18 protein-coding genes are annotated in these 20435 nt (G+C 71.4%); 6 read left to right on the forward strand and 12 right to left on the reverse strand.

Going from position 1 to position 20435, the window contains the following annotated elements:
• Positions 1–53: 53 nt before the first annotated feature.
• Positions 54–1097, reverse strand: a complete 1044-nt coding sequence (locus K1T34_RS22430) for an alcohol dehydrogenase catalytic domain-containing protein (protein ID WP_220246161.1) — start codon at positions 1095–1097, stop codon at positions 54–56.
• Positions 1098–1233: 136 nt separating this feature from the next.
• Between K1T34_RS22430 and K1T34_RS22435 the strand changes: the two genes are divergently transcribed.
• Complete coding sequence (locus K1T34_RS22435) at positions 1234–1845, forward strand: rhomboid family intramembrane serine protease (RefSeq protein WP_220246162.1); 612 nt, start codon at positions 1234–1236, stop codon at positions 1843–1845.
• A gap of 54 nt (positions 1846–1899) precedes the next feature.
• Here K1T34_RS22435 and K1T34_RS22440 read toward each other — a convergent pair whose 3' ends face one another.
• Positions 1900–2448: a DinB family protein gene (locus K1T34_RS22440; RefSeq protein ID WP_220246163.1), complete on the reverse strand. Its 549-nt coding sequence runs from the start codon at positions 2446–2448 to the stop codon at positions 1900–1902.
• Positions 2449–2578: 130 nt separating this feature from the next.
• Here K1T34_RS22440 and guaA point away from each other — a divergent pair, with 130 nt between their 5' ends.
• Complete coding sequence (gene guaA / locus K1T34_RS22445) at positions 2579–4135, forward strand: glutamine-hydrolyzing GMP synthase (RefSeq protein WP_220246164.1); 1557 nt, start codon at positions 2579–2581, stop codon at positions 4133–4135.
• Between the two features lie 83 nt (positions 4136–4218).
• On the opposite strand, the gene K1T34_RS22450 is transcribed toward guaA, so the two are convergent.
• Positions 4219–4431 (reverse strand): hypothetical protein, encoded by a 213-nt coding sequence (locus tag K1T34_RS22450; protein WP_255638644.1) that lies wholly within the window; start codon positions 4429–4431, stop codon positions 4219–4221.
• Complete coding sequence (locus tag K1T34_RS22455) at positions 4424–5731, reverse strand: PspC domain-containing protein (RefSeq protein ID WP_220246166.1); 1308 nt, start codon at positions 5729–5731, stop codon at positions 4424–4426. Before K1T34_RS22455 ends, K1T34_RS22450 begins: the two co-directional genes overlap by 8 nt.
• Positions 5732–5856: 125 nt before the next feature.
• On the opposite strand from K1T34_RS22455, the gene K1T34_RS22460 reads away from it, so the two are divergent.
• Entirely contained in the window at positions 5857–7278 is a 1422-nt protein-coding gene (locus K1T34_RS22460; RefSeq protein WP_370643764.1) for a PspC domain-containing protein, read from the forward strand.
• A 7-nt stretch (positions 7279–7285) separates the two neighbouring features.
• A complete protein-coding gene (locus K1T34_RS22465; protein ID WP_255638645.1) occupies positions 7286–7993 on the forward strand; it encodes a response regulator transcription factor in 708 nt (235 codons plus the stop codon).
• Here the strand turns inward: K1T34_RS22465 and K1T34_RS22470 are convergent.
• Positions 7990–8907 (reverse strand): DMT family transporter, encoded by a 918-nt coding sequence (locus K1T34_RS22470; protein WP_220246169.1) that lies wholly within the window; start codon positions 8905–8907, stop codon positions 7990–7992. The genes K1T34_RS22465 and K1T34_RS22470 overlap by 4 nt on opposite strands.
• Before the next feature lie 104 nt (positions 8908–9011).
• Between K1T34_RS22470 and K1T34_RS22475 the strand changes: the two genes are divergently transcribed.
• Positions 9012–9914, forward strand: a complete 903-nt coding sequence (locus tag K1T34_RS22475) for a LysR family transcriptional regulator (protein ID WP_220246170.1) — start codon at positions 9012–9014, stop codon at positions 9912–9914.
• 22 nt (positions 9915–9936) lie between these two features.
• Here the strand turns inward: K1T34_RS22475 and K1T34_RS22480 are convergent, their stop codons facing one another.
• The 7 genes from K1T34_RS22480 to K1T34_RS22510 form a co-directional block, all read right to left on the reverse strand.
• Positions 9937–11082: a serine/threonine-protein kinase gene (locus K1T34_RS22480; protein WP_220246171.1), complete on the reverse strand. Its 1146-nt coding sequence runs from the start codon at positions 11080–11082 to the stop codon at positions 9937–9939.
• 13 nt (positions 11083–11095) lie between these two features.
• Complete coding sequence (locus tag K1T34_RS22485) at positions 11096–12739, reverse strand: serine/threonine-protein kinase (RefSeq protein ID WP_220246172.1); 1644 nt, start codon at positions 12737–12739, stop codon at positions 11096–11098.
• A 212-nt stretch (positions 12740–12951) separates the two neighbouring features.
• The gene (locus K1T34_RS22490; protein ID WP_220246173.1) at positions 12952–13845 is read right to left on the reverse strand and encodes a hypothetical protein; all 894 of its coding nucleotides are present in this window, start codon (positions 13843–13845) and stop codon (positions 12952–12954) included.
• A 289-nt stretch (positions 13846–14134) separates the two neighbouring features.
• Positions 14135–16147: a hypothetical protein gene (locus tag K1T34_RS53430; protein WP_255638646.1), complete on the reverse strand. Its 2013-nt coding sequence runs from the start codon at positions 16145–16147 to the stop codon at positions 14135–14137.
• Positions 16148–16483: 336 nt separating this feature from the next.
• Complete coding sequence (locus tag K1T34_RS22500) at positions 16484–16789, reverse strand: hypothetical protein (RefSeq protein WP_220246174.1); 306 nt, start codon at positions 16787–16789, stop codon at positions 16484–16486.
• 63 nt (positions 16790–16852) lie between these two features.
• A complete protein-coding gene (locus K1T34_RS22505) occupies positions 16853–17149 on the reverse strand; it encodes a chorismate mutase (RefSeq protein ID WP_220246175.1) in 297 nt (98 codons plus the stop codon).
• A 164-nt stretch (positions 17150–17313) separates the two neighbouring features.
• Positions 17314–17748: a DUF1707 domain-containing protein gene (locus K1T34_RS22510; protein ID WP_220246176.1), complete on the reverse strand. Its 435-nt coding sequence runs from the start codon at positions 17746–17748 to the stop codon at positions 17314–17316.
• A gap of 125 nt (positions 17749–17873) precedes the next feature.
• On the opposite strand from K1T34_RS22510, the gene pcrA reads away from it, so the two are divergent.
• Entirely contained in the window at positions 17874–20291 is a 2418-nt protein-coding gene (gene pcrA / locus K1T34_RS22515) for a DNA helicase PcrA (RefSeq protein WP_220246177.1), read from the forward strand.
• Positions 20292–20435: the final 144 nt, after the last annotated feature.

The following is a 20435-nucleotide window of genomic DNA, read 5'->3' on the forward strand; positions in this document are numbered from 1 at the left end:
GCGGTGCGTGCCGTGTGAACCCCCACCCTTACGGGGCTCACACGGCGCGTCGGTCACGGCTTGACGAGAACCTTCAGCGCCTCGCGGTCGGCCATCGCCTGGTAGCCCGCGGGCACGTCGGCGAGCCCGATCGTCCGGTCGAACACGCGGCCCGGCTGGTAGCGGCCCTCGAGCACGTCTGGCAGCAGCTGCGGGATGTAGTGGCGCGCGGGGGCCACGCCGCCGGTGATCGTGATGTTGCGCGTGAACACCGGGCGCCCGATCGGGCCCTCCGGGTACTGCGGCACGCCCACGCGGCTCAGCGCACCGCCCGCGCGCACCACGCCGAGGCCCATCTCGAACGCCGCCTTGGTGCCCACGCACTCCAGCACGGTGTGCGTGCCGTGGCCACCAGTCAGCTCACGCACGCGCGCGATGCCCTCGTCGCCACGCTCGGCCACGACATCCGTCGCGCCGAACTCGCGGCCCAGGTCGGTGCGCGCCTGGTGGCGTCCCATGAGGACGATGTGCTCGGCGCCGAGGCGCTTCGCGGCCAGCACGGCGGACAGGCCCACCGCGCCGTCGCCGATCACGGTCACCGCCTTGCCCGGCGCGACGCCGGCGGTCACGGCCGCGTGGTGGCCGGTGGAGAACACGTCCGACAGCGTGAGCAGTGAAGCGAGCATGTCGTCGGAGGTTTCTTCAAGCGCCAGCGGGAGCTTCACGAGAGTGCCGTCGGCCTGCGGTACGCGCACGGCCTCGCCCTGACCGCCGTCCACGCCGTCGACGCCCCAGTTGCCGCCGTGCAAGCACGAGGTCTGCAGCCCCTCGCGGCAGAACTCGCACGTGTTGTCCGAGTACACGAACGGCGCCACGACCAGGTCGCCCTTGCGCACGCTCGTCACGTCGGCACCGGTTTCCTCCACGACGCCGAGGAACTCGTGGCCGATCGGCCGGCCGTTCTCCTGCGCGGGCATGCCGCCGTACGGCCACAGGTCGCTGCCGCAGATGCAGGAGCGCACGACGCGGACCACGGCGTCCGTCGCCTGGGCCACCTTCGGGTCGGCCACCGTCTGCACGCGGACGTCGCCGGCGCCGTAGATGAGTGTCGCTCGCATAAAGATCCTTTCCGGGTTTTCGCCGTCATCTGTTCCGAGTCATCCGGGCCGGGATTCATTCCTCATGACGCATGCCCCGGTCGTGTCATGACAAATGGCCGGGGTGCTCAGCCGCGTCTCCACTTACGTTCAGAGCATGACCAACCCGACCTCGGAACGCTGGCACAGCAACCCGTTCGTGGCCGTCTTCGACCGGATCGGCCCGCGCCGCGCACCTGTGCTCACAGGCGCGGTGTTCCTCGTCACGGCAGCGGCGCTCGTCGCTCAGCTCGCGGTGCCGGGGCTGCTGGAGCACGTGCGGCGCGACGGCGCGGCGATCGACACCGGACAGTGGTGGCGCCTGCTCACCGGCATGTTCTTCCAGGACGGCGGACTGCTCGGCGGCGTCTTCAATCTGGTGATCCTGGCGATCTTCGGCACGCTGGCGGAAAGCTACTTCGGCCGCGTGCGCATGTTCGTCCTGTACTTCGGGTGCGGGCTGTTCGGCCAGTTCATGAGCTACGTCTGGCTGCAGCCGGTGGGTGCGGGCAACTCGATGTGCGTCGCGGGGCTCATCGGCGCGCTGGCCGTGGCGCTGCTGCGGGCGCCGGCACGCCACGGCGTGCAGCTGCCGACGCAGGCGTTCGTGGTGCCGATCCTCGTGGCGCCGCTCGCGGTCGTCGACACGCTCGTGCACGACAACCACGGCCTGCCCGCGTTGCTGGGCATGGCGCTCGGATTCGCGCTCCTGCCCAAGGTGCGCGGCTAGCTCGGGGGCCCTGGGGGTACGACGGCCCGGTCGGGGGACCGGGCCGTCGTTGTGTCACTTGCTCCGGTAGAGATCCCGCAGCAGCAACACTTCCGCGCAGTGGTGGATGGTCTCGCGGTTGATGTGCAGCACGAGCGCGGCCATCGGGTACTCGGCGAACGGCCCCTCGGCCTCGCCCACCGGACGGGCGAGCGCTTCGGCGTCGAGCCCCCGCACGCCCTTGATCCAGCTGTCGTACGCGGAGTCGAGCTGGTCGAGCGCCTCGGCCGCGGTGCCGGCGTAGGGGAAGGTCTCGTAGCTCATCGCCGGCCCGCCGAAGTGCGACGCGGCGCGCATGCCGAGCACGCCGACGATGACGTGCGAGAGCCGCCACGCGATCGTGGTGACGGGCGGCGGTACCGGCTCCGGGTACGCGAAGTCGACGGTGAAGTCCCCTGCCCCGGGCCCGTCCGGCTTCTCCGCACGCGGGCGCACGGTCCAGCAGTTCGGCACAGGTTGCCAGAAGTACTCGTCGTCCCCGAGCCCGTCGAGCCGCGAACGCACGTGGTGCTGCCAGTGCCAGTCGAGTTGGTCGTGCAGTTCGGTGGTCCATTCGACAGTCATGGGGGAACGGTAAGACGCTTCGCGGACAGGTGCGGTCCTCATTCGGAGGCCAGTCACGGGGTGAGGGCGGCGTGACCCAGCCCACCTGGGACTATGGAGGCAAAAGCGCTCATTCGCCTGGAGGTCGTAGGTGGCCAATCCCACCGGTCCGGTACTCGTCGTCGACTTCGGGGCGCAGTACGCGCAGCTGATCGCCCGCCGCGTGCGCGAGGCGCAGGTGTACTCCGAGGTCGTGCCGTCGAGCTCGACCGCCGAGGACCTGCTGGCCAAGAACCCGTCGGCGATCATCCTGTCGGGCGGCCCGTCGAGCGTCTACGCCGAGGGCGCCCCGGGCATGGACCCGAAGCTGGTCGAGGCCGGCGTGCCGATCCTCGGCATCTGCTACGGCCACCAGCTGCTCGCGCGGGCGCTCGGTGGCATCGTCGAGCCCACCGGCGTCCGTGAGTTCGGCCGCACCGACGTGCGCGTGGTCGGCGAAGGCGGACGGCTGCACGCCGGTCTGCCCGGCCACCAGACGGCGTGGATGAGCCACAACGACAGCGTCACGAAGGCGCCCGAGGGCTCCGTCGTCACCGCCAACTCCGACGGCGCGGCCGTGGCCGGCTTCGAGGACGTCGACCGCGGCTTCGCCGGCGTGCAGTACCACCCGGAGGTGGCGCACTCGCCCCACGGGCAGGAGGTGCTGCGCCGGTTCCTGTCCGAGATCGCGGGCATCAAGCCGCAGTGGACCACGTCGTCCATTGTGGACGAACAGGTCACGCGCATCGCCGAGCAGATCGGCGACGGACGGGCGATCTGCGGCCTGTCCGGCGGCGTCGACTCGGCCGTCGCGGCGGCGCTCGTGCAGCGCGCGATCGGCGAGCGGCTCACGTGCGTGTTCGTGGACCACGGCCTGCTGCGCGCGGGCGAGCGCACGCAGGTGGAGCAGGACTTCGTGGCGGCGACGGGCGTGAAGCTCGTGACCATCGACGCGCGCGAGCGGTTCCTCAGCGCGCTCGCCGGCGTGACCGACCCGGAGCAGAAGCGCAAGATCATCGGGCGCGAGTTCATCCGCGTGTTCGAGCAGGCCGAGCGCGACCTCAAGGCGCAGGGCGACTACAAGTTCCTCGTGCAGGGCACGCTCTACCCCGACGTCGTCGAGTCCGGCGGCGGCGAGGGCACGGCGAACATCAAGAGCCACCACAACGTCGGCGGCCTGCCCGACGACCTGCAGTTCGAGCTCGTCGAGCCGCTGCGCCTGCTGTTCAAGGACGAAGTGCGCCGCGTGGGCCTCGAGCTGGGGCTGCCCGAGACGATCGTGCAGCGCCAGCCGTTCCCCGGCCCCGGCCTGGGCATCCGCATCATCGGCGAGGTCACGGCCGACCGGCTCGAGACGCTGCGGGCGGCCGACGCCATCGCGCGCGAGGAGCTCACGTCCGCGGGCCTGGACCAGGAGATCTGGCAGTGCCCGGTGGTGCTGCTGGCCGACGTCCGCAGCGTCGGCGTGCAGGGTGACGGCCGCACCTACGGCCACCCGATCGTGCTGCGCCCGGTGTCCTCCGAGGACGCGATGACCGCCGACTGGACGCGGCTGCCGTACGAGGTGCTGGAACGCATCTCGACGCGCATCACCAACGAGGTGCCGGAGGTCAACCGCGTTGTCCTCGACGTGACGAGCAAGCCGCCGGGCACCATCGAGTGGGAATGAGCTGAACGCCAAGGGGCCCCGTCGGGATTCGACGGGGCCCCTTCGCGTTCGGTGGTGTTTGAAGGTCAGTGGTGTTTGAAGGGTCAGTACCGCTTGCGCCGCAAGGAAGCCGCCAGCAGCAGCACTCCGATGAACACCGCGCCACCCGCGACAACCCAGCGGAAGTCGAAGGCGGGCAGCCAGCTCGCGCCGTCGGAGAGCACGTAGCCCGAGACCAGCAGGGTCGCGAGGCCGACGATCAGGGTGATCACGTCCACGCCGCGGCGGCGGGTCGGGATGTTCGAGTTGTCAGCCACGGAGCACCTCCACGCTGCCGGCACCGTTGGTCACGTTCAGGGTGATCTTCTGCCCGCCCGGCCCGTCGTCGCCGAAGTCGGTCCCGGTCAGCGCCCCCTGGCCGACGCCGCTCGTGGAGCGGTCGAGGCAGTCGACGTCGCCGGCGGAGTTCTTGCAGGTGTAGGTGACATCGGCGTTCGCCGGCACGGTCACCCGGGTGTCGCCGGCGCCGTTGCTGACCGAGGTGGTGATCGGGTCGCCGGCCGGCAGCTGTGTCAGGTCGAGGTCGATGTCGCCCGCCGCGTGCCGGTACACCGGCTGCAACTCGGCCACCGAGTGCGGGGTCGCGTCGAGGTCGCCGACGCCGCCGCGCAGGTCGATGCTGTTGAACGCACTGGTCGTCATGATCATGCCGACGATCGCGAGCGGCAGCGCCACAGCGATGAGCCCGCGTGAGCCGCGGACGAACGCGCCGGCCACCATGCCGACGCCGAGCACGCCCAGCACCAGGCCGATGATGTGGCGCACCGAGAACCAGTCGACGCCGTTGAGGTTCAGGACCACGCCCACGCCGGCCACGACCACGGCCGCCGCCATCGTCACCGAACCGATCTTCGACCGCGGCTGCCGCGGCTGCGGGGCCGGATCGTCGGACTCGTAGTGGTAGGGGTTCTCCGGCGGCGTCGGCCCCGCCGGGTCCGGCAGGTCCCAGCCCGCCGGATCGGCGGCCAGCGGGTCCCAGCCGGGAGCGGCGGCGCCCATGGGTTCCGTCGTGGTGTCCGTCATCGTGAAGGCTCCGGTTCCGGGCACGGCCTGGGCCGTCTCATACGCGGGGTACGCGACGACCGGCGCCGGGCGGTTGTCCTGTCCGCGGCTGCGGTGCAGGAGGTAGAGGCTCGCCGAGAGCAGCGCGAACCCGATGAGGCCACCGCCGTCGAACCAGCCGTTGCCGAACGTGAGACCGACCGCCGGGATCAACGCGATGGTGAGCACCACGGCGAACGCCTTCGACATCGTCGAGCGCCCGCGGCCGATCATCGCCTCGAAGCCCGACGTCTCGTCGCCCTCGCTCGGGAACAACAGCCAGCCGAGCAGGTAGAACACCAGCCCGAAGCCGCCGAACACCATCGCCGCGACCAGCGCCACCCGGATCACAACTGGGTCGATGCCGTACCGGTTCCCCAGCCCCGCCGCGACCCCCGCGACCTTGCGCCCCACGTGCGGCCGGCGCGGCCGGCTCACCCAGAAATCCTTCACCGTCTCCTCGAAGCCGTTGAAAGGATTCGACTTCGGGCTCGGCGCCTCATTCGCACCACTCATACGGCAAAGCATGCGCGACCCGCGGCGGCGCCACATCGGGGACGTTCCCTGAGGTTTCCCCTGAGTGCCGCCGGTGTCCGGGGCGTGATCAGGGGCTTCCCCGATGTCAGAACTGTTCGCGGCGTGTGACGATGGACGGCGTGCAGGACTTCCTCGACCTCGGCGCCGCCGGGCAGGTGAGCGACCCGGCCCGGGGGCCGGTGCCGCCTGCCGTCATGACGGCCACCGCGGCTTCCGGCGCCCCGGGGACTTCCGGGACGTCCGGGGCCTCCGAGGTCGCCGGGCAGCCCGGGCGGCCGAAGATGCACCGGCGCCGCAGCGGGCGGGCCGTGGCCGGTGTCGCGGGCGGGCTCGCGGACCACCTCGGCGTGCCCGTGCTGTGGGTGCGCCTGGCGTTCGCGCTGCTCGCGGCCCTCAACGGCGCCGGTTTGCTCGCGTACGGGCTTCTCTGGGTCTTCGTGCCGCAGCAGGCCGAGGACACCGCCGAGGTCGACAGCAAGAAGGCCACGAAGGAACGTCAGCAGGCGTTCGGCCTCATCGCGCTCGGCATCGGTCTCGCCATCGCGAGCGGAACGCTGTCCGGCACCATCCGCGGCTGGGTCGCCGTGCCGCTGGCCATCGCCATGCTCGGCGCGGCCGTGGTCTGGCGCGAGGCCGACGAATCGCAACGCCGGCGCTGGCGCACGGGGGCGCGCGACGGCGTCACGGGCGCGTTCGTGGGCGGCGGCGGCCGCAGCGCCGCGATCATCCGGATCCTCGCCGGCGTGGCACTCGTGGCCACCGGCATCGGGGTCGTCGTCTTCCGCAGCGGCAGCTTCGACCAGGTCAAGTTCGCCCTCATCGCCGTGCTCGCCACGCTGGTCGGCGTGGCCGTGCTGACGATCCCGTTCTGGCTGCGCCTGGTCCGCGACCTCGGCGACGAGCGCCGGGCGCGCATCCGCACCGACGAGCGCGCCGAGATCGCCGCGCACCTGCACGACTCCGTGCTGCAGACGCTCGCCCTGATCCAGCGCCAGTCCGACCAGCCGCACGAGGTCGCGCGGCTGGCGCGCGGCCAGGAGCGCGAGCTGCGCGGCTGGCTCTACGGCCCCGGTGGCTACGGCAAGCCGAGTGACAAGAAGTCGAAGGAGCAGGAAGAAGGCGCCGTCCCGCTGTCCGAGGCGCTCGGCGCCGCGTGCGGCGAGGTCGAGGACACCTTCGCGATCTCCGTCAGCCAGGTCGTGGTCGGCGACGTCGAGATCGACGGACCCCTCACGGCCCTCGTCCAGGCCGCCCGCGAAGCGCTGGTCAACGCGGCCAAGCACGCCGGCGTCGACGAGGTCAGTGTGTACGCCGAGGTCGAACCCACCGAGGTCACGGTCTTCATCCGCGACCGCGGCAAGGGCTTCGACCCCGAGGTGGTCCCCGCCGACCGCCACGGCCTCGCCGACTCGATCCGCGGCCGCATGGAACGTCACGGCGGCACCTGCAGGCTGCGCACCGCGCCGGGCGAGGGCACCGAAGTCCAGCTGGCCATGCCGCTCAAAGCGGCCAAGGGCGCGGCGTGACGTCGCTATGCTCAGGCTGGGCGACAACGAGCGAGGGAGCAGCACGGTGACGGAGACCCAGCGCGAGCCGGTCAAGGTGTTCCTCGTGGACGACCACGCGCTCTTCCGCGCCGGGGTCCGCACGGAGCTCGACTCGATCACCGACGAGGTGCAGGTGGTCGGCGAGGCCGGTTCGGTGGCCGACGCCGTCGCCGGCATCGCGCGCACCAAACCGCAGGTCGTGCTCCTCGACGTGCACATGCCCGACGGTGGTGGCGCCGAGGTGCTGCGCCGCGTGCGCCCGGAGCTGCCCGACGTCGTGTTCCTCGCGCTGTCGGTGTCCGACGCCGCCGAGGACGTGATCGCCGTGATCCGCGGCGGCGCGCGCGGCTACGTCACCAAGACCATCTCGTCGAAGGAGCTCGTGCGCGCGATCGTCCGAGTGGCCGACGGCGATGCCGTGTTCTCCCCGCGCCTGGCCGGTTTCGTGCTCGACGCGTTCGCCGACCGCCCCGGTTCGGCACCGATCAACGACCCCGAGCTCGACCTGCTCACCCCGCGCGAGCGCGACGTCCTGCGCCTGCTCGCGCGCGGCTACGCGTACAAGGAGATCGCGTCGGAGCTGTTCATCTCGGTCAAGACGGTGGAGACGCACGTGTCGAGCGTCCTGCGCAAGACCCAGCTGTCCAACCGCTACGAGCTCTCCCGCTGGGCCTCGGACCGCCGGCTCGTCTAGGCGGCGGGCTCCGCGGCCACCAGCGGCTTCGGGGCCACGGCCTTCTTCCGCTGCACCCGCGTGAGCGCGACGCCGCCCAGCACCACGACCATGCCCGCGATCACGCGGAAGCTCAGCTGCTCGTGCAGGAAGATCGCGCCCAGGGCCACCGACACGATCGGCAGCAGGTACCCGACCACCGACGCCGCGACGGCGCCTTCGCTGGCCAGCAGCTGGTAGTTGAGGGCAAACGCGATCCCGGTCCCGCCGATGCCGAGGATCACCACGGCGAACGCGGCCAGCGGCGTCAGGTGCACCGGCGACAGCCCGCCGAACGGCACCACCAGCACGAGGAACCCGGCGGCGATCATCATCTGCCCGCCCGACAGCGCGTAGGGCGAGTCGCCGGTGTCCGAGAGGTAGCGGCCCTCGTAGACGAACGCGAAGCCGTAGCTCGCCGCCGCCGCGAGGCAGGCCAGCGCGCCCCAGCTCAGCAGGCCGGACGCCTCCCACGGCGCGAAGATCAGCAGGATTCCCGCCAGGCCCACCACAAGTCCGGCCGCGCGCATCGCCGTCATCCGGTGGCGGACCCCGAGGAACGGCGCCACCACGAGCACCCACAGCGGCGTCGTCGAGTTCAGCACGCCGGTGATGCCGGAGTCCACAGTGGTCTCACCGATCGCGAAGAGCAGGAACGGCAACGCGTTGTGGAAGAACGCGGCCACGGTGAGGTGGCGCCACGTGCGCTTGTCCGTCGGCAGCCGGCGGCGACCGAGCCGGCACAGCGCCACGAGCACCACGGCGCCGAGCACCAAGCGCGCCAGCACCAGCTGCACCGGCGAGAACGCCGCGAGCCCCAGCTTGATCCAGAAGAAGCTCGAACCCCACATCAGTGCCAGCGCGGCAATCCTGAGCAAGGTCTTCGTCTCGCCCACCCCGGTTCCTCCTTCTCGGCCGAAGTTCAGCCTGACCCCGCCCAGACGTAAGGACAAGCGAAAATAACTGCAGGAACGCTTAAGCAGAGCTGTAGAATTCGGCCATGCTCGACGTGCGGCGAATGCAGGTACTGCGCGCGGTGATCACCAGCGGGTCGATCACCGCCGCGGCGCGGAACCTCGGGTACACCCCGTCGGCGATCAGCCAGCAGCTCTCGGTCCTCGAACGCGAGGCGGGCACCGAGCTGCTCGAACGCGTCGGCCGCGGCATCCGGGCCACGCCCGCGGGCGTGCTGCTGTCGGAGCACGCCGAGACGCTGAGCGCGGAGCTGGCGCGCGCCGAAGCGGCGTTGACGGAGCTCAAGGAGGGGCGCACCGGCAAGCTGGCCATCCGCTACTTCGCCACAGCCGGCGCTTCGGTGATCCCGCACGCCGTGGCCGCCGTCCGCCGCGAGCACCCCGGCGTGTGGCTCGACCTCAAGCTCGTCGACCCCGACGACCCGATGCCCGAGGTGGAGGAGGGCCGCGCCGACGTCGCGATCGTCGTCTTCCCCCGGCCCGCGCCGCCGGCGAAGGGGATCGAGCTCGTGCACCTGCTCGACGACCCGTACCGCGCGGTGCTGCCCCGCGCGCACCCGCTGGCGCGCAAGCGCGTGCTCGACCTGACCGACCTCGCCGACGAGCCGTGGGTGGGCGTGGACCCGATGCCCGGGATGTGCCGCGCGATCCTCGACGGCGCGTGCGCTTCGGCCGGGTTCGCGCCCAACATCGTGGTCGAGTCGGAGGACTACCTCACGGCGCAGGGCTTCATCGCGGCTGGGCTGGGCGTGGGGCTGGTGCCGGAGCTGGGTGTCGGGCCCGCGCACCCGGGCGTGGCCGTGCGGCGGATCCGCAACCCCGAGCCGTGCCGGATCATCCACGCCGCCATCGCCGCGCGGGCCGTCGGAAATCCGGCTGTGCGGACGCTGATCGACGCGATGCGTCAGGCGACGGCGAAGGTCGCCTGACGGCTCAAACGACTCTGACTGCTCAGACGAAGAACAGCTCGGAAACGCCGATCCCGATCAACACCGCGCACAGGATCGCGGCGACCATGAGGATCAACTTCCGGCGGGCGGCCGCCTTCTGCCGCACCTCCGCGGCCGACACCGCCTGCTGAGCCGCCGACGGCACGAACCGCGCGGACGGCGGCTGCAGGGGCTGCTGCTGCACCGGCTGCTGCTGGGGCGGGATCTGCTGCGTGGGCTGGGCGGCCATCGGCTGCTGCATGGGCTGCGGTGCGGCCGGCGCGTAGGGCACCTGCTGCACCGGCATCTGCATCAACGGCCCCGGCTGGCCCGGCTGCTGCGGGGGCAGCGGCCACGACGCGGGCATGGTCGGCATCGCGGGTGCCGTCGGCGGGATGAACGCGGTCTGCTCTCGGCCCTCGGTGATGGCGCTGAGCGCGGCCACCGTGTCGGCCATCGTCGGACGTGCCGTCGGGTCCATCCGCAGCATCTTGCGCAACGCGGCGGCGAGCACCCCGGAGTTCTGCGGCGGCCGCTCGGACGCCTCGCCGTCCTCACCGAACGGCGGCACGCCCTCCACGGCCGTGTACAGCGTGGCGCCGAGCGAGAACACGTCGGCGGCCGGCGAGGCCGGGGCACCGCGGGTCACCTCGGGCGCGCGGTAGGCAGGGTGCGCCCCGCCGCCGGTGATGCCGATGTCGGTGAGCTTCACGCCGCCGTCGTCGGCCAGCAGCACGGTGCCGGGTTCGAGCGTGCGGTGCACGATGCCGGCCGCGTGGATCGCCGCCATCGCGTCGCCCAGCATGATCCCGAGCGACGCCGCCTGCTCGGGCGTGAGCCGTCCGTGCTCGGCGAGGAACGACGCCATCCCGCGCGACGGGATGTACTCCATCACCAGCCAGACGTCAGGTCCGTCGGGCAGCACGTCGTACACGGTGATCGCGCTCGCGTGATCCACGCGCGCCGCGTCCTTGCCCTCCTGCATCACCGCGGCGCGCGCTTGCTCGGCGCGGTCCGGCGGCAGGCCGACGGGCAGGTACATGCGCTTCATCGCGACCGTGCGGAACAGCCGCGTGTCGAACGCTTGCCACACGATGCCCGCGCGGCCGCGGCCGATCGGCTGGTCGAGCCGGTACCGGCCGCCGACGATGGTGCCTTCTGAACTCAAATCTGTTCCTGGATCAAGGGTTGGCCGGCGGCGAACTCGGGATGTTGGACGACGACGGCGGGTTGTCCGAGGACGTCGGCTCGTCCGGAGTCGACGTCGGAGTCTTCGTCGGCCTCGAGGTGGTTTCCCGCGACGAAGTCGTCCGGGGCGTGCTTCGGCGAGACGACGACGTCTCGCGTGAAGAGGACTCCTCTGAAGAGGACGTCTCTTCCTCGCTCGTGGTTGCTTCCTCGCTCGAAGGCGCCGTGCCCGTGGTCGGAACCACGTTCGACGACGTCGCCGGGGGAGCGGGCTGCTGCGAAGCGTCGGGCGGGTTGTTCGAGCTCAGCAGCCACACGCCGAGCGCCACCAGGCCGACCACCACGATCGCGCCGATGATCGCCGGCTTCTTCCACGCGCCGGGCTTCTCGTCCTCGTCGTCGGTGGGGCTGGTCTGGGCCCGCGGGGGCGGCGGCTCGTCGTAGCCGTCGTCATACCCGTCGTCGTACTGGTCGTCGTACTGGTTGTAGGCGTCGTGGGTCGGCACGGACCGGGTGGCGGCCAGGCCGTTGCGCCCCGGGTCGCCGTACAGCGGCGGCTCGCCCTGGTATTGCTGGTCGTACCGGTCGTAGTCGTTCTCGGGATACGCGGCGGCCGCGGGGTACTCGGCCTCGTCGTCGTAGTACTGCTGCGCCGGGCCGGGCGCGTCGAGCAGCGTGCCAGAGTGCGCGGCGTCGTCCATGTCCTCTTCGGGGAACAGGTGCGTGGCGGCCGCGCCGGCCACGGCGGCAGCGCCCAGCGTGCCGGCCGAGGCCACCATCACGGTCTCGCCGGCCGGTCCGCCCAGCGGCGTTTCGCCCCGTGCGACGGAGGCCAGCAGCTCTTCGCACTCCTCGGCGGTGGGCCGGTGGTGGATGTCGGGGTGCAGCAGCACGGCGAGCACGCTCGCGAGCGGGCCCGACTGGCGCGGCGGGTTGATCTGCCCCGCGGCCACGGCGTGCAGCAGGCTCAGCGTGTTCTCCGACAGCCCGAACGGCGGCTGGCCCTCGCACGCGGCGTACAGCGTGGAGCCCAGCGAGAACACGTCGGACTCGGGGCCGGGGTCACCGCCGATCGCGACCTCGGGCGCGAGGTAGGCGGGCGTGCCGGCGATCATCCCGGTCTTGGTGACCGTGACGTCGTCCTTGGCGCGCGAGATGCCGAAGTCGGTGATCTTCACGGTGCCGTTGCCGGCCAGCAGGATGTTGCCCGGCTTGATGTCGCGGTGGACGATGCCGACGGCGTGCGCCTCGCGCAGCGCGGCGGCCACCTGCGCGCCGATCCGCGCGACCTCCAGCGGCGGCAGCGTGCCGCGCTCCTGCAGGACCTGGGCCAGGCTCGTGGAGTTGAGGTACTCCATGATCAGGCACGGCTGCCCGTTGTCGTCGGTGACGACGTCGAACACCGAGATCGCGTTGGGGTGGTGCAAGCGCGCGGCGATGCGGCCCTCGCGCATGGTGCGCTGCCGGGCGTCTTCGGCGTCGTGCTCATCGAGGCCCGGCTGCATCAGCAGCTGCTTGACGGCCACCGTGCGGCCCAGCACCTCGTCGTGTGCCTGCCAGACGGCACCCATCGCGCCCGAGCCGATCCGGCCGATGATGCGGTACCGGCCGGCGACCAGACGACCCTCGTCGCTCACGCGACCTCCCTTTGGGGCTCCGACTGCCCGGAGCGGGACGTGCCCACCCCGAAGATGCGACCTCGAACCGGCCGCAGCACCGCAGCGTAGGCACCTGTCGTGGGCCGTGTGCCGGTTTTCCCGAGACCGGCCCGTGACAAGGCTAGGCGTTCACTCTGTGCACACACACTCGGCACGGTCTGATCGTCTACCCGGAACAGGATCGTCGCAGGTCACGAGAATGCGACGGCGGAGAGCAGTCGCGCTTCGGAGATGACGTCGCGCTCCACGACGTCGAACAGCTGCGTGACGCGGAGCAGTGTTCCGTCGGCCTGGTGCAGCACCGCGACGGCGACCACCGAGCCGTCGTCCTGCACGCGGGCCTCCTGAACGTCGATCGAGCGGGCCGCGCTCCACGCGCGGACCAGGCTGCCGGCTTCGCCCTGGGCGAGCCCGGGGGCGAGCAGCGCCAGCGCGCTGTCGGGGTTCTTGTCGATCGAGGCGTAGAAGGCCTTCACGGCCTTCAGCTTGTCGGCGTCGGACGCGGTCTCCGCGCTCGTGGACTCGGTGTGCTCCGACGGAGGCGTGCTGCTCGGCGCGGACGTGCTGGGCGTGCCGGCCTGCTCCGTGGTCGAGCCGATGTCGTGCGTGGGCTGCGTGGTGCCGGCGCCAGACTCGGCCTGCGTGCCCTCGCGGTGCCCGGACGTGGTGCCGCCGGAGCCGTGCTCCTGCGAGCCGGGCACGGCCTGGCCGCCGAGCGCGGCGGCGCCGCTGAAACCGGTGGGGATGGTGTCCTCGGCGACCGGCGTGGTCGGCCGGGGCCCGCCGCTGAGCAGCGCCGCGGTGACCACGGCGCCCGCGACGAGCGCGCCGGCGCCGACGAGGCCCGCCTGCTTGGCGCGGCGGGCGAAGCGGCTCTCGGGCTCTTCGGCCGGCTCGGCGGATCTGGCGGTCTCCGCGCGGTGCGACCGCGGCGGCAGGTACTTCTGCGGCTCGCGGAAGACCTGCTCGAGGTAGTCGCGGTCCGCGTCGCCGACGCCGTCGAGCAGCTCGGGAGGGATCACGTCCTCGACGCGGACGGCAGTGACCTCGCGGGTCTCACGCCGTGTGCGCTGCCGATCAAGCACGAAAGTCCTCACTCTGGGGTTCGGGGGGACGACGGTACGGCCGTTCGGTCGTACGCCGCTGGTCCGGACGGCCGACTCGTGGTCGGATCCAGACCTGCTGTCGCCAGGTAACCCTGTGGCGACGGGCACCCGCCAGGCTCAGTCGCCGGAATGCCGTCGTCATACGACGAGCGGCAGCTTATGTCACCCACCCGGACCAAGTTCAACCGCTTACCGCACCGCACGTGCATCGGAACGGGCAGTTTGCACCTGCACGAAACGCGCGCCCATGCCGGACGATCATGCCTGGTCAGGCGCCGTCGTCGGCGATCTTCTCGTCGTCGCCGAAGGTGAGCGTGCGCTGCTCGATGGTCTTGGTGCCATCAGTGTGGGTCACTTCGAGCGTGTTGACCGTGGTGTTGTTGTCCGGGTCGATCTCGACCTTCTTGACCTCGAAGTACGCGACGTTCGCGTAGCGCTGGCGCAGGCCCTGCGAGCCCTCCTGCTTGAGGTCCCCGGTGGTGACGGCCGCGGCCTCCGAGGGGTCGGTGGTGACGTTGTTGAAGAACCTCTCCGTGTTGTCCCCCATCGCCTTGGGGTCCGGGGAGGTCTCGTAGAAGACGTTGGTCGGCGAGGTCTCGCGCTGCGCCGGGGTGACCGGCGGCTTCGCGGGCGGCCGCGCCGGCGTCGATGTCGGCCCGGTGGTGATGGGATCCGACGAGTCTCCGCTGGACGAGGAGTCCGTCGGCGACTCGTCTTCGCTGGTCTCGGAGCCCACGGCGTTCTGCGGGTGCGTGTCCGGGGCGTCGTCCCGGGTGCCGGAGCGCCCGCCGCCGGAGCTGCTGCTGTCCTGCGGGTCGCCGCCCGCGCCGCCCGTGCCGCCCTGCTGGCCGAGCGACGGGTCCGGGAGGATCAGCGGGTTGCCGCCGTTCTGCCGGCCCGGCCAGCCGCCGCCGAGCGCGTCGGTGGTCGTGGTGGGTCCGCCGACGAGGAAGGTCCCGGCGAACAGCAGCCCGACCACCACCGCGCCCGACGCGCCGGTCGCGAACCACGCTGCCTTCCGCCACGTCTTGGGCGGGGTTACCGACGCGGGCACGGAGCCGAGGTCGAACTTGCCGAGCCCGTCGAGCAGGGGAGCGGCGTACACGCGCACTTCGTCGTCTTCGTCGAGCGAGGCCTCGTCGAACGGACCGCGCACCCGCGGCTTGGCCGGGGCCCGCAGCGTGACGCGCTGGCGCCGCGGGGGCTCGGGCTTGGCCGGCTGCTCGGCGGCGGGCTCCGGCGGCGCGCTCAGCTCGATGTGTTCGCGGGCGAGCTCGGCCTCGTCGTGCTCCGGGGGCTGCGGCTGGGCCAGCGTGGCGGCGGTCGCCGCGACCCGCTCGCGCCGGCTGCGGCGCACCTGCGGCCGGCCGAGTCCGTCGTGCATCGGCATGTCGGCGAGCGAACGCGTGGTCCCCGGCGCCGCCCAGGCGCGGTCGATCTCGCTCATGGGCTGGGGATCAGGCACCACGGCCTGTCCGGTGGGCAGGCGCCGCTCGTCCTGCGCGAACTCCGGTGCGCCCTCGCCGGACTCCGGCAGCACTGCTTGCCCGGCGAACGCACGCGGTTCTGCCTCCGGACGGGGCTCGGCGAGGTCGTCGGTCCGCGGAAGCACGGTGTGTCCGGCGAGCCCCTGTTGTTCGGCCTGCGGGGACTCCGGCCCCGCCGCGTCGGCGAGGTCGCCGGACTGAGTTCCGCTCCAGAGCGACTCGGGTTCGGGCGGGCCGTCGATCGGGCCGGCCTCGTCGAGGCGGCCGGCGGTGAAGCCCCGGTCACCGTGGCCGGGCTGGGGCAACTCGGTGCGGCCTCGCGTCGGCGGTGCGTACGGCCCGCGCCCGTTCAGCGCGTGCTCGGGGAGCGCGTCGTAGGCGCGATAGTCCTCATGGACGCGGTGCTCGTCGCGCGGCTCGTCCGGCCTGCGCGTCGGCTGCGGGAGCGGGATCGGGCGGCGCGGGTGCGTCTGCCGGGCCTGCTGGGGCTGCGGCAGGAGCACGCCGGGCCCTGGCACGGGCAGAGTCCCGTGCGTCGGCGCGAACGTCGAGCGCGGATCGGCCGCTCGCCGGCGAGGTGGGGGCAACGGCAGGGCGCCGGCCGGGGCGTCGATGTGCTCGCCGCCGGGCCGGTGGCGGTGGTGACCTCCGCCGTGTGGCGGGACCACGGGCGTCCACGTGTCCGTGTCCTGAAGACTGCGAGCCCGGTGCCTGCCCGGCACCGTGACCTCCGCGGCCGTCACCGTGTCCGGGTGGCTCGAGCTTCTCGACCCACCCATCGCGTTTCCCGTCATGCCCGTCCGACCCCTCCCCGGTGTGGGCGTGACGGCGCCGGCACTCCGATCAACCCGATCGGAGCAGAGGCGCGAACGGAGTCACTTGCGACCACACTTGCGAACTCCCGCGCATCTGCACGCGCACGCGGCAGTGGGCGCGCGGAGCCGCAGCTACCGCGCGTCCTCCGGGCGTCGCCCGACCCAGACGCAAGGGTCCTCACGAACCCAAGAGTAGGAAACCGCCAGGCGAAAGTCTCTGGGCAACCTGCAACTTGCACAGGTTTCACTCTGTCGGGGACGACCGAACGGGCGTGGGGTCACGCTACGCAGTGCAATCGCCCCAGGTAGAGCAGATCACCCTCCGCTGCGGTACTTCTCTCGGGTCGTCTGGAGAGCCTTCGTCGCCACAGCACCGCTACCGATAGCAATCACAATGGCGATGACGTCGGCTACGCCTGACCCGGAAGTGAGCAGCCACGCGAACAGTGATGCCGCCGTGGTACCACCGGCGACCGCCCAGCGGCTGCGCACGTACTGCGCGACGGGCGCACCGCCGGCCCGCTTACCCGCTGCGTTGTTCAGCAGCGCCAGGTACCCGACATGGCCCAGTGCCGCCAGCACGCTCGCGATCGCGATGATGACGGCGATGACGTTAATCATGGGTCCAGTCTGCCCGTTTTTGCGGACCGGCGGATCGGGGAAGTCCCCGATGTGGCCGGAAGTTCATCGGCCGAGGCGGCCGCGGCCCAGGTTGAGCAGCGCCATCGCGAGCTGGCGGCCTTCCGGACCCAGCTCGCGGTAGCGCGCGAGCACGTCCATCTCGCGGTTGTAGACGATCCTCGTGCCGCCGGCGGCCATGCGGGCCGCGCCGATCGTCTGCGACACCTCCACGCGACGTTTGACCAGCCGCAGGATTTCGGCGTCGAGCCAGTCGATCTCCTTGCGCAGCGAGGAGATGTCCTCGCCGGCGGCGGTGTTCTCGGCGGGCTGTCCGTCGGCGTTCTGAGTCTGCGCGTTCATCGGGACCTCTCTGAAGTCCGGACTCCCAGTGGCCCCTGGGACGGCGAAAGCCCCGGGTCCGTGGACTCCGGGGCTGCGGGTGATGGCGGGTGGGGCACTACGCGATCACGGGAGCCGGAGTCCGGGTCCCGTAGAAAAATCGCTCACTACTGTGCCGCATGCGGTCAGTATGGCACAGGAGTTTCACCGCGCCGCCGGAAACTCCGCACCCGCGCGTGCACCACGAGGGTGACGAACAGCCAGAACAACGGCATCGCCGGCCAGAAGAACCCGACGCCCAGCACCGCCCACCGCACGATCAGCAGCACCGCCAGCGCCACGACGATCGCGGCGTGGATCCGCAGCGCCGGGTGCTCGCGCAACGCGGCGCGGGTGAGCGGCCAGCCGGATCCCGGCCGTCGCGCGACTTCGGGGCGGGGCAGGTCGGTGGTGAGCGCGCCGAGCTCGTCGACGTAGCGCGTCGCGTAGACCGTGCCGAGTCGTTCCTCCACCTCCTCGAGCGTGAGCCGGCCTTCGGAACCGGCGGACTGGATGGTCGTGGCGACGCGTTCTCGGTCGCTGTCGGATGCCCTCAACCGGGCGGGGATCTTGTCGTCCATACCGTTCGATGCTCCGCGCGCGAACGCCCCGGCGCGTCGGACGGGAGGCGACACCGCGGCGTACGTCGACAGGCGCAGTTGCCTCTGACGAACCTGTCGTACCCCAGGGGTAGCGTGGACAGGCGATGGACACCCTCTTCGATCTCCCCGCAGAAAAGCCCGCGCCTGCCCGGAAGGCCGCCGCCGAGCTGCTCGAGGACCTCAATCCCGCGCAGCGCGAAGCGGTCATGCACGCCGGCGGGCCGCTGCTCGTCGTCGCCGGCGCGGGGTCGGGCAAGACCCGCGTGCTCACGCGCCGCATCGCGTACCTGTTGGCGGAGCGGGGGGTGCACCCCGGCGAGATCATGGCGATCACGTTCACCAACAAAGCCGCGGCCGAGATGCGTGAGCGCGTCGCGTCGCTCGTCGGCCGCCGGGCCAACGCGATGTGGGTGTCCACGTTCCACTCGATGTGCGTGCGGATCCTGCGCCGCGAGGCGAAGACGCTGGACATGTCGTCGAGCTTCTCCATCTACGACTCGGACGACACCAAGCGCCTCATCACGCTCGTCGCGCGCGACCTCGACATCGACCCGAAGAAGTACGCCGCGCGCACGCTCGCGGTGCACATCTCGAACCTCAAGAACGAGCTGACGGACCCCGACGCGGCCGTGGCGAACGCCGCCAACGACCTGGAGCGCCGCGTCGCCGAGGTCTACGTCGAGTACCAGCGCCGGCTCGAGGCGGCCAACGCGTTCGACTTCGACGACCTGATCATGCGCACGGTCTCGCTGCTGCAGGCGTTCCCGGACGTCGCGGAGTACTACCGCCGCCGGTTCCGCCACATCCTCGTCGACGAGTACCAGGACACGAACCACGCGCAGTACACGCTGGTGCGTGTGCTGGCAGGCACCGAAGCGACGGACACCGGGATCGACCCAGCCGAGCTGGTCGTGGTGGGTGACGCGGACCAGTCGATCTACGCCTTCCGCGGCGCGACGATCCGCAACATCGAGGAGTTCGAGCGCGACTTCCCCAACGCGCACACCATCCTCCTGGAGCAGAACTACCGCTCCACACAGACGATCCTGTCGGCGGCCAACGCCGTGATCGAGCGCAACCCCAACCGGCGCGCGAAGCGGCTGTGGACGGATTCGGGCGACGGCGAGAAGATCGTCGGCTACGTGTCGGACAACGACCACGACGAGGCCGCGTTCGTCGCGGGCGAGATCGACGCGTTGGCGGAGAAGGGCGAGGCGGATTACTCCGACGTCGCCGTCTTCTACCGCACCAACAACCAGTCGCGGGTGTTCGAGGAAATCTTCATCCGGCTCGGCCTGCCGTACAAGGTCGTCGGCGGCGTGCGGTTCTACGAACGGCGCGAGGTGCGCGACATGCTCGCGTATCTGCGTGTGCTGTCGAACCCGGACGACACGGTTTCCTTGCGCCGCATCCTGAACGTGCCCAAGCGCGGCATCGGTGACCGTGCCGAGGCCGTGGTGGCCACGCACGCGGAGCGCGAGCGCATCACCTTCGCGGCCGCGTTGCGCGATGCCGTCGAGGGCAAGGTGGCGCTGCTGAACCCGCGCTCCGCCAAGGCGATCACCGGGTTCGTGTCGCTGCTCGACGACCTGGGTGACCTCGCGGCGTCGGGTTCCGAGGTGCACGACCTGCTGGAGGCCGTGCTGGAGCGCACGGGGTACCGCGCGGAGCTCGAGGAGTCGGACGACCCGCAGGACGCCTCCCGCGTGGAGAACCTCACGGAGCTCGTCACGGTGGCGCGCGAGTTCGCGGAGTTCACCGCCGAGGTCCAGCAGGACGAGAACGCCGAGCTGGTGCTCGACGACGGCGTGCCCGCGCCCGGTTCGCTTCCCGCGTTCCTGGAGCGCGTGTCCCTGGTCGCCGACGCCGACTCGATCCCGTCGCCCGACGGCGGCGACGAGGGCGACGGCGGCGCGGGGGTCGTCACGCTGATGACCGTGCACACCGCGAAGGGCCTCGAGTACCCGGTGGTGTTCTGCACGGGCTGGGAAGACGGCGTCTTCCCGCACATGCGCGCCCTTGGCGACCCGACGGAGCTCGCGGAGGAGCGCCGGCTCGCGTACGTGGCCATCACGCGTGCGCGGCAACGGTTGTACGTCTCGCGCGCGCTCGTGCGTTCGGCGTGGGGCCAGCCGCAGATGAACCCCGCTTCGCGCTTCCTCGACGAGCTGCCGCCCGACTTGGTCGACTGGCGCCGGCTGGAGCCGTCTTCGCCTGGCTTCGGCAACTTCGGGTCGTCCTCGGGCTCATCGTCCTCGGGCCCGCGCGCGGCCACGACGTGGGGCCGGCGGTCCACTTCGTCGACTACGACGACGTCGTCTTCGCCGTTCGGCAAGGGCTGGAAGGACACGGTTGCCCTCAAGCTCGACGTCGGCGACCGCGTCAGCCACGACAAGTACGGCCTCGGCACCGTCATCTCCTGCGACGGCGTCGGCCCCCGCGCCACGGCCACCATCGACTTCGGCGCGTCCGGCAAGGTCCGCCTCATGCTGATCGGCAGCGTGCCGATGGTGAAGCTCTGATTTTTGTCGGACCCCTCGGTTAGGCTCCCTCCAGTCGAACACAAGTTCGAATGAATGGGGTAGGCTGGTGCTCGTTCGCCGGCCGCCTCGGGAGGGAGCATGAGGGTGTGGACGCGATCTTGTTTGGGGTCCTGGCCGCGGGGG

The sequence above is a fragment of the Amycolatopsis sp. DSM 110486 genome (genome assembly GCF_019468465.1).
Classification (GTDB): domain Bacteria; phylum Actinomycetota; class Actinomycetes; order Mycobacteriales; family Pseudonocardiaceae; genus Amycolatopsis.

What these genes read in the sequence shown, in the direction of transcription:
- K1T34_RS22430 (WP_220246161.1), bottom strand. Translation starts at nt 1,097, where the DNA reads ATGCGAGCGACACTCATCTACGGCGCCGGCGACGTCCGCGTGCAGACG.
- K1T34_RS22510 (WP_220246176.1), bottom strand. Translation starts at nt 17,748, where the DNA reads ATGGACGACAAGATCCCCGCCCGGTTGAGGGCATCCGACAGCGACCGA.
- K1T34_RS22455 (WP_220246166.1), bottom strand. Translation starts at nt 5,731, where the DNA reads ATGAGTGGTGCGAATGAGGCGCCGAGCCCGAAGTCGAATCCTTTCAAC.
- K1T34_RS22500 (WP_220246174.1), bottom strand. Translation starts at nt 16,789, where the DNA reads ATGATTAACGTCATCGCCGTCATCATCGCGATCGCGAGCGTGCTGGCG.
- K1T34_RS22435 (WP_220246162.1), top strand. Translation starts at nt 1,234, where the DNA reads ATGACCAACCCGACCTCGGAACGCTGGCACAGCAACCCGTTCGTGGCC.
- K1T34_RS53430 (WP_255638646.1), bottom strand. Translation starts at nt 16,147, where the DNA reads ATGACGGGAAACGCGATGGGTGGGTCGAGAAGCTCGAGCCACCCGGAC.
- K1T34_RS22465 (WP_255638645.1), top strand. Translation starts at nt 7,286, where the DNA reads ATGCTCAGGCTGGGCGACAACGAGCGAGGGAGCAGCACGGTGACGGAG.
- pcrA (WP_220246177.1), top strand. Translation starts at nt 17,874, where the DNA reads ATGGACACCCTCTTCGATCTCCCCGCAGAAAAGCCCGCGCCTGCCCGG.
- K1T34_RS22475 (WP_220246170.1), top strand. Translation starts at nt 9,012, where the DNA reads ATGCTCGACGTGCGGCGAATGCAGGTACTGCGCGCGGTGATCACCAGC.
- K1T34_RS22505 (WP_220246175.1), bottom strand. Translation starts at nt 17,149, where the DNA reads ATGAACGCGCAGACTCAGAACGCCGACGGACAGCCCGCCGAGAACACC.
- K1T34_RS22440 (WP_220246163.1), bottom strand. Translation starts at nt 2,448, where the DNA reads ATGACTGTCGAATGGACCACCGAACTGCACGACCAACTCGACTGGCAC.